The sequence below is a fragment of the Mediterraneibacter sp. NSJ-151 genome (assembly GCF_022487435.1).
Lineage (GTDB): Bacteria > Bacillota > Clostridia > Lachnospirales > Lachnospiraceae > Schaedlerella > Schaedlerella hominis.
Genome location: NZ_JAKVPP010000008.1, coordinates 44,280 through 57,245, shown reverse-complemented (window position 1 = coordinate 57,245; position 12,966 = coordinate 44,280). Strand labels below are relative to the sequence as shown.

13 protein-coding genes are annotated in these 12,966 nt (G+C 37.2%); all 13 read right to left on the bottom strand.

Annotation, left to right across the window (positions count from 1 at the left end; all coding sequences use genetic code 11):
• Positions 1 to 7: 7 nt before the first annotated feature.
• The 13 genes from ftsX to argS all read right to left on the bottom strand — a co-directional run bounded on the left by ftsX (position 8) and on the right by argS (position 12,960).
• Positions 8 to 961 carry a permease-like cell division protein FtsX gene (ftsX, locus tag LQE94_RS09760; RefSeq protein WP_022075890.1) on the bottom strand — a complete coding sequence of 318 codons (954 nt, stop codon included), beginning with the start codon at positions 959 to 961 and terminating at the stop codon, positions 8 to 10.
• Positions 951 to 1,637, bottom strand: a complete 687-nt coding sequence (ftsE, locus tag LQE94_RS09755; RefSeq protein ID WP_240577575.1) for a cell division ATP-binding protein FtsE — start codon at positions 1,635 to 1,637, stop codon at positions 951 to 953. The genes ftsX and ftsE overlap by 11 nt, the downstream gene beginning before the upstream one ends.
• A 45-nt stretch (positions 1,638 to 1,682) precedes the next feature.
• Positions 1,683 to 2,774 (bottom strand): PucR family transcriptional regulator, encoded by a 1,092-nt coding sequence (locus LQE94_RS09750; protein ID WP_022075888.1) that lies wholly within the window; start codon positions 2,772 to 2,774, stop codon positions 1,683 to 1,685.
• A gap of 202 nt (positions 2,775 to 2,976) precedes the next feature.
• On the bottom strand, positions 2,977 to 3,648 hold the full coding sequence (locus tag LQE94_RS09745) for a WecB/TagA/CpsF family glycosyltransferase (protein ID WP_118737415.1): 672 nt from the start codon (positions 3,646 to 3,648) through the stop codon (positions 2,977 to 2,979).
• A gap of 178 nt (positions 3,649 to 3,826) precedes the next feature.
• Entirely contained in the window at positions 3,827 to 4,030 is a 204-nt protein-coding gene (locus LQE94_RS09740) for a small, acid-soluble spore protein, alpha/beta type (protein WP_022075886.1), read from the bottom strand.
• Between the two features lie 88 nt (positions 4,031 to 4,118).
• On the bottom strand, positions 4,119 to 4,313 hold the full coding sequence (locus LQE94_RS09735) for a PspC domain-containing protein (RefSeq protein WP_022075885.1): 195 nt from the start codon (positions 4,311 to 4,313) through the stop codon (positions 4,119 to 4,121).
• A gap of 106 nt (positions 4,314 to 4,419) precedes the next feature.
• Complete coding sequence (locus LQE94_RS09730) at positions 4,420 to 5,244, bottom strand: DUF4097 family beta strand repeat-containing protein (protein ID WP_240577574.1); 825 nt, start codon at positions 5,242 to 5,244, stop codon at positions 4,420 to 4,422.
• A complete protein-coding gene (locus LQE94_RS09725; RefSeq protein WP_240577573.1) occupies positions 5,241 to 6,002 on the bottom strand; it encodes a DUF1700 domain-containing protein in 762 nt (253 codons plus the stop codon). Before LQE94_RS09725 ends, LQE94_RS09730 begins: the two co-directional genes overlap by 4 nt.
• A complete protein-coding gene (locus LQE94_RS09720; RefSeq protein WP_118737412.1) occupies positions 5,999 to 6,322 on the bottom strand; it encodes a PadR family transcriptional regulator in 324 nt (107 codons plus the stop codon). Before LQE94_RS09720 ends, LQE94_RS09725 begins: the two co-directional genes overlap by 4 nt.
• 379 nt (positions 6,323 to 6,701) lie before the next feature.
• Positions 6,702 to 8,744 carry a molecular chaperone HtpG gene (gene htpG / locus LQE94_RS09715; protein WP_118737411.1) on the bottom strand — a complete coding sequence of 681 codons (2,043 nt, stop codon included), beginning with the start codon at positions 8,742 to 8,744 and terminating at the stop codon, positions 6,702 to 6,704.
• Positions 8,745 to 8,946: 202 nt separating this feature from the next.
• Positions 8,947 to 9,891 carry a CPBP family intramembrane glutamic endopeptidase gene (locus tag LQE94_RS09710; protein WP_240577572.1) on the bottom strand — a complete coding sequence of 315 codons (945 nt, stop codon included), beginning with the start codon at positions 9,889 to 9,891 and terminating at the stop codon, positions 8,947 to 8,949.
• Positions 9,884 to 11,074, bottom strand: coding sequence for an alanyl-tRNA editing protein (locus LQE94_RS09705; RefSeq protein ID WP_117989446.1), 1,191 nt, complete (start codon positions 11,072 to 11,074; stop codon positions 9,884 to 9,886). The genes LQE94_RS09710 and LQE94_RS09705 overlap by 8 nt, the downstream gene beginning before the upstream one ends.
• Positions 11,075 to 11,172: 98 nt before the next feature.
• Positions 11,173 to 12,960, bottom strand: coding sequence for an arginine--tRNA ligase (gene argS / locus LQE94_RS09700; RefSeq protein WP_207723257.1), 1,788 nt, complete (start codon positions 12,958 to 12,960; stop codon positions 11,173 to 11,175).
• Positions 12,961 to 12,966 lie beyond the last annotated feature (6 nt).

Here is a 12,966-nt window from a genome sequence, read left to right as displayed (position 1 = left end):
ACTTTTATCAAACTTTCAAATGCTTACGCACTGTGAAATAACTTCCGATAAATCCAATTCCTACTCCTAAAAGTAATCCGATTGGCAATAAGTAACGATATACTGTTGTTACCGGAAGGAATTCGATAATATTATTTAAAATTGCAAACTTTGCTAAAATATATGAAACTGCTTTTCCATACAGTACGTATAATATTCCTAATGGAATAACAGCTCCGATAATTCCCATGATAAGACCTTCAATTACAAATGGAGAACGAACTACGAAGTCCTTTGCTCCGATATATTTCATAATTGCAATCTCTTCTTTACGAACTGTAATACCCATTGAAACTGTATTGCTGATCAGGAAAATAGAAACTCCAAATAAAATCAGGATAATCGCAATAGATATATATGCCACCAACACATTCACACTGGAAAGTGTATTTGCAACAACATCTGACTTATTTACCTTACGAACTCCATCCAGACCTTTTGCAAAGTCAACCAGCTCTTTCTGTGTTGCTGCAAGTGACTTACTTTTTGCAATTAAATCTTGTCCTTTATCATCTACCGTTTTCATATATACTTCGTAGTTATCTGAACCTGCAAGCGGGTTATCATTTTTAAATCCATCTGCCAGATCCTTATTATCTGCAAAGTATTCATCTTTAAACTTATCCCATGCATCATCTGCCGACACATATTTCACTTCAAGAACATCATCCTTGCTCTCAAGCTGTTTACCAATATTACTAATCTGATCCTCTGTTGCATCTTCGTTAAAGAAAACTGTGATTGCTACACCTTCCTCAGCTGTTTTAATAATATACTGAAAATTCAGCAAAATTGATGCAAATAATCCAAAAAGGAAGATACATGCCGACATTGTTGCGATAGCGGCAATTGAAAACATCTTGTTTCTTCCGATATTCTTCACACCTTGTTTTCCAACATATCCTAATGTACTAATCCTCATTTATATACCCACCTTTTTGTTCATCACTTACGATTACACCTTGTTTCATTGTGATAACTCGCTCGTTCATCTCGTTTACGATTTCCTGGTTATGTGTAACAACAAGTACTGTTGTTCCACGCTCGTTAGCCTCTTTCAGCAAACTCATAATCTCCCATGAGTTTGTCGGATCCAGGTTACCAGTTGGCTCGTCCGCTAACAAAATTGCAGGTTCATTTACAATTGCTCTTGCAATCGCAACTCTCTGCTGTTCTCCACCTGACAGTTCTTTTGGATAGGATTTGTATTTCTGTGCAAGACCTACCAGTGATAATGCAGCCGGTACTTTTCTCTTAATCACTCGTGTCGGTGTCTCAGTAACTCGCAATGCAAAGGCAATATTCTCGTAGATATTACGATCCTTTAACAAACGGAAATCCTGAAAGACAACTCCAAGTCCTCTTCTGTATTTTGCAATGTTACGATGTTTCATACGATTCAGATTCTGTCCGTTAACAATAATTGTACCGTTAGTTGGATCAAGTTCTTTCATGATCAGACGAATCAGTGTTGATTTTCCTGAACCGCTGTCTCCTACAATGAAAACGAACTCGCCACGTTCGATCTTAACAGATACACCATTAAGAGCTGCATTTCCCTTCGTGTACTCTTTCGTTACATTCTTTAATTCAATCATATGCTCCTCCTAATTATTTCTACTCCTTTGTATTCCCCAATACATTTAATACTCTAATGTTTCCATATATTTCATATACTTCACTACCATCAGCGCAATCTTAAATGTGATTGCATCTTCAAAGACACGCAAATCCAGACCGGTACTTTTCTGAAGCTTGTCCAGACGATATACCAATGTATTTCTATGGATATACAATTGTCGAGATGTCTCTGACACATTCAGGCTGTTCTCAAAGAACTTATTGATCGTAGCCAATGTTTCTTCGTCAAATTCATCCGGTGATTTCCCCTCAAAAATTTCTTTGATAAACATCTTGCAAAGTGGAAGTGGTAACTGATAGATCAAACGGCCGATTCCAAGTGTACTGTATGCAACAATATCTTTCTCATCAAAGAATATCTTACCGACATCCAATGCCATCTTAGCCTCTTTGTAAGACTTAGATACTTCTTTGATGTCATTCACAACAGTACCATATGCAATATGGATATGTTCATCTCCCGTATCCTCTTTCAGAATACTCAACATATCTTTTGCCATCTTATCCATCTCTTTACTTCCATCTTTTTCAGACAGTTCTTTCACAACAATAATATTCTTTTCATCTACAGCTGTGATGAAGTCTCTAGATTTTCCTCCTAAAAGGCTTCTGACATTATCCAATGCTGCACTGTCTTTTTCTCTCGATGTTTCAATAATAAAGATAACACGTTTTGCATCTGTGTCAATATGTAATTTTTTGGCGCGGTTATAAATATCCACCAATAACAGGTTATCCAAGAGCAGATTTTTTATAAAGTTATCCTTGTCAAAACGCTCTTTGTAAGCGATTAATAAATTCTGAATTTGGAATGCGGCAATCTTTCCAACCATGTATACATCTTCATTCTCTCCATCTGCAAGAAGAATGTATTCTAACTGCTGCTCATCAAATATCTTAAAAAATTGGCATCCTTGAATTTCCTGGCTATCTGCAGGTGATTCCCCGAACGACAGTACCACATCTTCATAGTTATGCCCGTTGTCTGATGTAGTAGCCAAAACTTTGCCCTCCACATCAAACACACAAAAATCAATTCTGGAAATTCCTTTTAATCCTTCAATTGTATTTAGAAGTATTTGATTTGTTATCATCTTTTTTTCCTCCACTGGCTCATTCAAATTCATGTGCAGTTTTCACAAACTTTTTTCTAGTCATTCGCACTCTGTAAGTCTATATATTTTATATACTAATGCAAAACTGCAAAAAAATAAAGACAAAATCCTTATTTTTTATGCATTTCCTCATATTTATTTACAATTTTTTAATTTTTTCAACCTATACAGAGTTCACAAATCAGCCTTTCTGTGTTTTTCCTACTTGATAGCGAAATAATCTTTTCAGAATGAAATATTTGAATTTCCCACTTGCCTTTTCCTCTTTTTTTTGTTGGTTCAACAAGAAAGTGCATCCAAACCATACTCTTGCGTTTAAAAGTGCTTTACTCTCTGCAATAAATTTTTCCTGCCATGGATAAGATAATCCCGATAATATGCAGTCCGGCTCTACACCATTAATCATATTAATCACTGCTTCTTTACTTCCACTTTGAGCCGAGATTACTGCTTCTCCAACAAATTGTATTCCTTTTCGGTAAGTTTCGATTCGTTCTTTTAATAATTTGCTCGCTTTTTCATCTTCTGTAAGCAAAAAAACTTTCTTTTTATTTTTCACTAAATACCTAAAAAACAATCTGACGAATGTGTTATTCTCCAAATCCTGTATTGCATTCTGATCCGTCACCTCTGCGCTTTCTAAAATTTCACGCTCTGACGGAAGTAATAAATCGACAGACTGTAATGCTTGTTTCCATTCAGCATCATCTTGTCCTTTTAACAATACTTCCATTGGAATAAGTTCAATTGTACTGACACTTTCCCCTCCCATATACCGCATCACTTGCCTCATTGCCTTTTTTGCAGTCAGCAGGTTCAGTTCAATGTCAAAAACATTTATCTTTTCTTCCATTTTCCCACCTATTTTTTCAAGTCAAACGCATGTGATTCCTCACAAAGCGATTATCTCAGTCGTACAATTGTACCAAAAACACTTTCCAATTTCAACTATTTTTATCAATTTTATCTCTTCAACGCAATATATTCATAGTTTTTTCATTTGATTTTCTTCAAATTTTCACATTTTCTTTTTACTTTTTATTTTCGTTCTTTTGCTTTTCTTCCCTTCTTCGCTTCGTGATCAAGCCACCAATTCTGCCTGTTTCTTTGGATGACAATGATTTCCATCCTGATTCCATTACTTTGTCTAGAAGGCCTAATTCTTCAGCAATTTCGTATTTCAGTTTTTCATCTTCTTCTAAGCATTTTAGATCTATCGTTTCTTTTTTCATCATGGATACCCCTTTCTTTTTTTCAGAGTATACCCATAAATGCAAAAAGACATTCTACATGAATGCCTTTTCTCATGATTCTATATTCTTTCTAGAAAGCAGACGGCTCATCTGGAATAATCACAGCTGCAATAAAATACGCTAATACACCTGTTCCGAAACTGCATGCAGCCAGAAGCACCATTCCTAATCGAACCAATGTTGGGTCGATATTAAAGTATTCTCCTACACCTCCACATACACCACATAACATTCTGCTTTCTTTTGAACGATATAATTTTTTCATAATATTTTCTCCTCTTCATATTATATTCTTTTCAAGTCGAACGTCCGTGAGACTTGGCACGCGATTCCGGTCAGCAAAGCTGACATATTCCTATCAGAATCACTTGCTACTTTTGAAATTCCACCTGAACCTGACCGATTCCACATTCTATATATAATTCTTTTTTTGCTCCATCACGAGAAATCTCTGTACCTGAACCAATCCCACCACATGACCTGCCTCCTACAGTAATTTCTCCCAGAGAGCTTTCCACTTGGTAGTTATATTCGTCCTCTCTTCCTTTTGCCTGATAAATGATACTTCCGACTCCACATTCAACTTCTGTTGATTCTGCTTCGCCTGCAATCTGCATTTCTCCTGCTCCACAATAAAATTCTGCACTATTTGAGACAAATTGTTCTATCTTTGCCTGACCGGCCCCCATTTCTACTTGTAATTCTTCAACTTGTATCTGACTGATATATAAGCTTCCGGCTCCCACCGAAATATCTGCTTCTTGTAATGAACGAGATGGAACTTTGATTCTTATCGTTGCCTTTGTATTATCTGACAATAATTTCTTAATTCTTTTTGAATCTTCCAATTCTATCTCTAATGAAGACTCGTCTGCTGTATAAGAGATTTTATTCAAAACATTGTCCGGAATATCAACCGTTTCTACTGTCAAATATCTGCCATCATACTCTTCGAGCTGTACATTCACCTGCGATACATCTACGTCCAGCTCTTTTATTCCATAAAATGTCTGCTGTTCTTCTCCTTTTATTTCCAAGTCATTTTCCGATTCAAAGGTTATATAATCAAAATCCCTGTCTTTTACAATGCTTCTAAAAAATGAACCACCTAATATCACACCGACAATACAACAAATCACTCCGATTGCAGCAAGGCTGCCACAAATCGCCCAGAATATCTTCCATTGCTTTTTCATACATTACCCACCGCCTTTCCTCGATAAAATGGCCATCTGCAAATATTAACAAAAATTCGAAATATTGCTGGATACATAACCATACACAATCTTACAGTTGCAACCGTTGCCACCAGACCAAGTGCCAACATAATCAATCCGACACCAACCATTATCATCGCCGATGGGAATCCAACTGCTGCCACGATTCCAAGTACAGCTACTGCGATTCCGGCTATTCCAATCCCCACTGATGCGACCACCAGACCTGCAAAGACTGCAAATGCCGCTATCACAAGTCCCAATACAGCAGCTACAATTCCTATTCCAACCGGAATCACAACCGGTGCACCAACCAGGACAATTGCAATGATCAAGATGATTTTTAATGTCTTGCTCGTCCATGGTTTCTGCCCTTGTCCCATGTTATTATAAGAACTATGATAATCCTGCTCTCCAAAAGCTTCATTATATGAATAGGTATCCCCTTCTTTTGTCCGTGGGCTTCTTGCGGCAGGTGTTGCTTTTTCCTCAAATCGTTCATCCTGAAATCCAGATTCTGTAAATTCACCATTCTGTTCACTTCCTGGTTCCAGATTCAGACATATAGTTGAGGCAACCTTCTGCGGAGTACCTAGTTCCTCTATTACCTGCTGCTCATTCTCAGCTCCTGCATCATCAAAATAATCTTCATAATATTGCAGTGCTTCTACTCTTTCTTCTTCTGATATTCCTATAAGCAGTTGGCTTAATTCTTCCATAAATTGTTTGCGGTTCATACTCCCACACCCCCTTCAAATATATCCTGTATCTTGCTAGAATAGTTCTTCCATTCAATTTTATATAAATTAAGCTGTGCCATCCCTTTTTCCGTTACTTTATAATAACGTCGGTTTCTTCCGTCATAACTCTTATCGTATACTTCCAGACATTCATCTTTCTGCAGTCTCCTGAGCACCGGATATAAAGTAGATTCCGATACATCAATTGCTTTACGTACATCTTGTGTAATCTTATAACCATAAGTACCCTCAGTTTCTCTTGACACAACAGCAAGAACAATCGCGTCCAATAAGGCAGCACCTGTGTTAAATACCATTCCATCACCTCATTTATGTATCATATTATTCTATTTGTAATATTATTTCTTTTCCAATATTATATGTTATATAATATTGTTTGTCAACTAGGTTTGTTAATAAGAAAACTCTTCCTATTCAAGAATGCCTCTGCATTCTTGCTGCGAGATGCGCGTCATGCAATGCATGACATACTTCTTCTGCGCATCTCTGCAATCCTGCCGGAGGCTATATCAGATGGGGGATTGACTCCCACCACTGATACTGATTTGTTACTCGCCACCTACAGAGGTGGGAGTCATCTCACATCTGATATATAAAAAGAGAGCAACCTCCACCAAGAATATTCTTAACAGAAATTGCTCTCTTCTATATACAGGATGTCCCTGTCACTTCATTTTATTTTGTCAAAAGCATCATAATCTCATTGCTTCTCTGTACAAATGCTGTCATCTCTTCCGGATTTAATGGCTTATGAGCCAGCATTGCCAGGTCATAGAGCTGTTTACAAATAATTGATACATTTTTGCTTCTCTTATGCTCTACAACAAATTTAACCAATGGATGATTTGCATTTAAAATCAGTGTTGCCTGTGTTCCAAACATACTTGGATCCATGCCACTCATTCCATACATCTTCATCATCTCTGCCATACGTCTGGATTCTTCTGACAGTACAGCCATCGATGCCACATTATCATCTTTGAGTTTTTCTACTTTAACATCCAGCTTATCATTTCCAAGCTCTTTACGGAAAATCTCTACGATACTGTCCGATGTCTTCTGGAACTCTTCTTTCTCGTCTTCAGATACTTCATCCTTCAAAGACTCATGTACATCGGCATCAATTCTCATAAATTTCACATCTTCATGTTTCTGCTCCAGATAAGTAATGAATGCAGAATCAATATTATGTGTCAGCAGAATCGCATCCTGTCCCTGTTCTTTAAACATGTTGATATACTGGCTCTGCTGTTGTTCGTCTGTTACATAATAAACAGTAGTTTTTTCTTTTTCAGCCTGTTCAGAATTCTCTGCTGCGTCAGTTCCTTCTGTTGTCTCAGTCTTTGTTTCTTCAGTTTCAGCATCTTCTTTTTTATTTGCCTTGATGCAATCTTCCAAAGTCAGATATTTGTGTTCCAAGTCTTTGTAAAGAATGGAATCTTTTACTTTACTACCGAATTTTTCATCTTTTAAGCATCCAAACTTGATAAATGGGCTGATATCATCCCAATACTTCTCATAATTTTCTCTGTCAGTCTTGAACATTCCGTTCAGCTTATCTGCAACCTTCTTAGAAATGTAATCTGCGACTTTATTTACAAATCCGTCATTCTGCAGTGCACTACGCGATACGTTCAATGGTAAATCAGGACAATCAATCACACCCTTCAATACCATTAAAAATTCAGGAATCACTTCTTTAATATTGTCTGCGATAAAGACCTGATTGTTATACAATTTGATCTTTCCTTCAATTGAGTCATACTCTGTATTAATCTTAGGGAAATACAAAATTCCTTTTAAGTTAAATGGATAATCCATATTCAAATGAATCCAGAATAATGGTTCTTTGTAATCCATAAATACTTTTCTATAGAAATCAATGTAATCTTCTTTTGTACATTCGCTTGGATTCTTTGTCCACAATGGGTGAATATCACTGATTGAAACAGGACGTTTTACAATTTTTGCTTTCTGTTTTGCTTCGCCCTCTTCCCCTTCTTTCGGCTCTTCTGTGATATGCTCAACTACTTCATCTGTATCCAGAACATCCGCCTCATCGATTGTCTCGTACTCCGGTTCTGCATTCGCTTTGCTTAAGAAAATTTCTACCGGCATAAATGAACAATATTTCTCCAACACTTCTCTTACACGATATTCATTTGCAAATTCAAGACAATCTTCATTCAAAAACAGTGTGATCTCTGTTCCGACTTCCTGTTTATTTCCATCCTGCATCTCGTACTCTGTACCGCCTTCGCTTACCCAGTGTACGGCAGTTGCATCATTCTGATAAGAAAGTGTATCGATATGTACCTCATCTGCAACCATGAATGCTGAATAGAATCCCAGACCAAAATGTCCGATCATCTCATCTTCTGTTGTTTTATCCTTATATTTCTCAAGGAATTGTGTAGCACCGGAAAATGCAATCTGTGTAATATATTTTTCAACTTCCTCAGCTGTCATACCAAGACCATTATCAATAAATTTTAATGTTTTCTCTTCTGGATTTACAATCACTTGAATTTTTGCTTTATAATTATCTGGAAGTTCATATTCTCCCATCATATCAAGCTTTTTCAATTTTGTGATTGCATCGCATCCGTTCGACACAAGCTCACGCACAAAGATATCGTGATCTGAATATACCCATTTCTTTATAATCGGGAAAATATTTTCGCTGTCAATTGATAAACTACCTTTCTTCATTGTCATAGTAAACACTCCTCTTTTATAAATCATTTTACTGTTAATCTGAAGTTAATTGGATGATACCATCTGCAATTCTTCTGTAAGCAGTATCATTTTTACCATCTAAAGAGTATTCTAATACGAGAATGACCAAAAGTCAACAACTTTTTAGCACTCGATTCAAACGAGTGCTAACATTTTCTATATTCAATTAATTCACACTATATTAACGGAACATATCCAGATTCGGTTTCTGGGAATCATCTGATTTATCAGACGGTTGTTCCGGTTTAAGACCTGTATCCATTTTCTGGATCATTGTGAACATCACAGCTGCCACAAATGTACATATAACAACGGTAACGCCAAGTATCTCCGGACTTTTTGCAAAACCATTAAATATTCCCGTGTTCGTTCCTATTACTGCCGTCAAATTGGCAATCATATGTGTAAACACCGGTGCTTTAAATGAACCATATTTATCATAAACATACGCTAAAACCAATCCCAACACAAGTGCATTTACCATCTGTATTGCATTGCTGTGCATAAACGAGAACAAAATGGCGGAAAACATTGCTGCCCTCAAAAATGGGGTTTTTGTCCGCATTCTTTTATAAATAATCCCACGGAATAACAATTCCTCCATAACTGGCACCAGAATACTCAATCCGACAATCTGAAGCCAAAATTTCGAATTATAAAATATTGCCGACGTATTTTGAAAACTACTATTTCCTGACACTAATTGCACCATATAAGATAAACAACTCACGCCAATATTATATGCAACTGCAAACACTAACAAAAATATATATTTAGACCAGGTTGCTTTCTCTGGCATCTGTGCATTTTCTTCTTTTTCTCGTTTACGATCTTTAAAATAGAATACAGAGCAGGCAAAAATGGAACAGATTGCTTTTACACACTGTATCTCAAGTGCATATTTTAATTCTAACTTCATGGCAAGTAATGAACACTGTTGCATTGCCATTGTCATAGCATCTGCACTCCCTGTATCAATTCCACTTAACACCTTCGCAAATTCATCTACATTTCCTATTACCAGCACACACGCTGTCCCGATACTAACACAAATTCCTACAATCCAGTAAACAAGCAGTGGGCCAAATACGTACCAAAACGGATTTTTTATCGGCTTATTATTCATTTCTCAAAGCCTCTCCTTTCTCTTGTATCCACCCTCTCAAACTCTCTTCATCTCCAAATAGTGAACCTTGCACCATCTCTGGTTTTCCGCCGCCTCTTCCTCGAAACTGCGAATTCAGTTCTTTTACCAATAATCTCATATCCAATGTTTTGCTTCCAATCACATATCGATATGACAACATTCCTTCTTCTGATGTTTCCGGCTGTCTGTTAAACACAGCACAAATATCATGTTGTTTTTCTAATACCTGATTCATTAAAAATCGTGGTCCTTCCCCATCCAGACCTTCTTCGAATAAACAGACTATCTTCTGAGTCGGATCTACTTCTTTCACTTTGTACTCCAACAACATTTTTTTCTGTCTGTCCAACTCTTGTTTTAATGCGTTATTTTCTTCTTTTAAACGTTCCACTGCCTCGGCCGTTTCATTCTCTTTTGCACAAAGACTTGCAGATATCTGCCTTGTTGCTGATAATTTTTTCCTATAATCGCAAAGTGCCCGAAAACCACAGAGCATCGTAATTCTCACGCCGCCTTTATAACGCTGTGCATTTGTCAGTTTAATCTGTCCGATCTCTCCTGTTGTTTTTACATGTGGTGCACAACATGCACATACATCATATCCTGGTATCGTCACAATCCTAATCTGACCTTCAATTTCAATTTTACTTCGATAAGCAATATTTTCTAATTCTTCTTTTGATGGATATGTAACCTGTACTTCCAGATTTTTTACAACTGCTTCATTCGCTTTCCACTCAATTTCCGCCAGTTCCTCTTTTGAAATTTCCCCATCAAAATCCATCGTACAGGAATCATCTCCCAAATGAAATCCTACATTGTTATATCCAAATCTTGCATGCACAAGCCCGGATATAATATGTTCTCCTGTATGTTGCTGCATCTTTTCAAAACGTTCCTGCCAGTCAATTTTTCCTTCCACAACATCTCCCGCTTCAAACGGATGCGAAGTATAATGCCACACATCGCCTTGCTTTTCCTGAACATCATGCACTTCATATTCATTCAAAGTTCCATGGTCAGCATATTGTCCTCCGCCTTCCGGGAAAAATGCCGTGCGATCCAAACGGATTTTATAATTTTCTCCATCCTTGCAACACTCTTGTACAATTGCCTGAAACATCTGCATATGACTGTCTTTGTAAAATAATTTTTCCGTCATTCTTTTCTCCATTTCACAACAGCCCTTCCCATATATAGGAAAGGGCTGTTATTTGTTGTTTATAGAATTCGTTTATACAAACATTTTCTTCTTATTGTTTACATTCTTTCCGGTGCTTCAAAGCCTAATAAATCAATACATGTCTCCAGCACATCTTTTGTAAGCTTTAACAATGCGATATAGCCGGCTTTCTTCTGAGCATCTTCTTCTGCCAAAATCTTTGTCTCATGATAAAATTTATTAAATGCGTTTGCCACATCATAAATATATGCACAAATTTTATGTGGTGCGATTTCTGCATAAACATTGTTAATCATTTCATTGAATTTTGCAATCTCAAGCATCAAAGCTTTTTCAGACTCATTTGTTGCTTCCTGAAGTTTCAAATCCTCAATGATACCGCCATCCTGCTGATATTTACCAAGAATTGATTTAATACGTACAATCGTATACAAAATGTACGGACCAGTATTTCCCTCAAATGAAGTAAATCTATCCACATCAAACACATAGTCTTTAGAGGCCTGATTTGAGAGATCGCCATACTTGATTGCAGCAAGTCCTACTGTTTTTGCTGTATTTCTTGCCTCTTCTTCCTCAACAGTACGATTATCCATAATCTTCTTATACATCTCTTCATCAATCTCACGGATCAGATTCTCCAGACGCATAACTCCGCCTTCTCTTGTCTTAAATGGTTTTCCGTCTTTTCCATTCATTGTACCGAATCCAAGGAATTTCAGCCCCGTTTCCGGACGCACAATACCACATTTTTTAGCACAACGGAATACCTGGACAAAATGTAATTCCTGACGCTTATCTACGACATAAATCACTTCATCCGGTTTGTATAATTCTTCACGCTCTACCAATGTTGCGAGATCTGTTGTATCATAAAGAGCTGCTCCGTCTGATTTTAAGATCATACATGGTGGAATTTCTTTTTTATCTCCTTCTTCCTGAACATCAACGACCAATGCACCTTCATCTACATGTGCAAACCCTTTTTCTTTGAGCATCTCTACCATACCCGGAATATATTTCTGTGCGTCTGCCTCACCTTTCCAAAGGTCAAATTCAACATTCAGATTCTTATAATTCTTTTTCAAATCTGTAACTGATACGTTCATGATATGTTTCCAGATCGCACGATATCCTTTGTGTCCGTTCTGAAGCAGATAAGTAGCCTGTAATGCCTTCTCACGATACTCTTCGTGTTCTTTTGCATAACCGCTTGCAGTTGGATAAATTTCCTCCAGCTCTCCGATGGTAAATGGTGCCTCTTTTGGATATTCTCCCTCAAAGCTCTCATCGAAATATGGAAGATCCGGCTGACGTTTCTCCAACTCTGTAATGATCAGACCCATCTGGTATCCCCAATCTCCAAGATGAATATCGCCTGTTACATCATTTCCTTTAAAGCGCATAATACGTTTTACACTCTCTCCGATGATTGCTGAACGCAAATGTCCTACGTGCAATGGTTTTGCTACGTTTGGTCCGCCGTAATCAATTAAGATTGTCTTCGGATTAGCTTCTTTTTCCACACCAAGTGTGTCATCTCCTGCCATCTCATTTAAAAATGCTGTCACGAAAGATGATTTTAATTTCAGGTTGATGAATCCAGGATTCACTGCATCTACCTGAGCAAAACATTCACTGTCCTGTAAATTTGCAACGATATCATTCGCAATCATAATTGGTGCTTTCTTATATGTCTTAGCAGCTGCCATTGCTCCGTTGCACTGATACTCACACAGATCCGGACGATTTGATACTGTTACTTTTGCAAACTTCGCATCATATCCCGCTGCTGTAAATGCCTGTTCCATTTCTTTTGTAATTAATTCAGATAAGGTATTCACTATATTTTCACTCCGTTCCATTTTATA

Excerpts from the sequence above, each read along its gene's own strand:
- LQE94_RS09730 (WP_240577574.1), bottom strand. The coding sequence starts at position 5,244 with ATGAAAAAGCAATGGAAGATATTCTGGGCGATTTGTGGCAGCCTTGCT.
- htpG (WP_118737411.1), bottom strand. The coding sequence starts at position 8,744 with ATGACAATGAAGAAAGGTAGTTTATCAATTGACAGCGAAAATATTTTC.
- LQE94_RS09750 (WP_022075888.1), bottom strand. The coding sequence starts at position 2,774 with ATGATAACAAATCAAATACTTCTAAATACAATTGAAGGATTAAAAGGA.
- LQE94_RS09740 (WP_022075886.1), bottom strand. The coding sequence starts at position 4,030 with ATGATGAAAAAAGAAACGATAGATCTAAAATGCTTAGAAGAAGATGAA.
- LQE94_RS09720 (WP_118737412.1), bottom strand. The coding sequence starts at position 6,322 with ATGGTATTTAACACAGGTGCTGCCTTATTGGACGCGATTGTTCTTGCT.
- ftsX (WP_022075890.1), bottom strand. The coding sequence starts at position 961 with ATGAGGATTAGTACATTAGGATATGTTGGAAAACAAGGTGTGAAGAAT.
- LQE94_RS09745 (WP_118737415.1), bottom strand. The coding sequence starts at position 3,648 with ATGGAAGAAAAGATAAATGTTTTTGACATTGAACTGAACCTGCTGACT.
- LQE94_RS09725 (WP_240577573.1), bottom strand. The coding sequence starts at position 6,002 with ATGAACCGCAAACAATTTATGGAAGAATTAAGCCAACTGCTTATAGGA.
- LQE94_RS09705 (WP_117989446.1), bottom strand. The coding sequence starts at position 11,074 with ATGACGGAAAAATTATTTTACAAAGACAGTCATATGCAGATGTTTCAG.
- argS (WP_207723257.1), bottom strand. The coding sequence starts at position 12,960 with ATGGAACGGAGTGAAAATATAGTGAATACCTTATCTGAATTAATTACA.
- LQE94_RS09735 (WP_022075885.1), bottom strand. The coding sequence starts at position 4,313 with ATGAAAAAATTATATCGTTCAAAAGAAAGCAGAATGTTATGTGGTGTA.
- LQE94_RS09710 (WP_240577572.1), bottom strand. The coding sequence starts at position 9,891 with ATGAATAATAAGCCGATAAAAAATCCGTTTTGGTACGTATTTGGCCCA.
- ftsE (WP_240577575.1), bottom strand. The coding sequence starts at position 1,637 with ATGATTGAATTAAAGAATGTAACGAAAGAGTACACGAAGGGAAATGCA.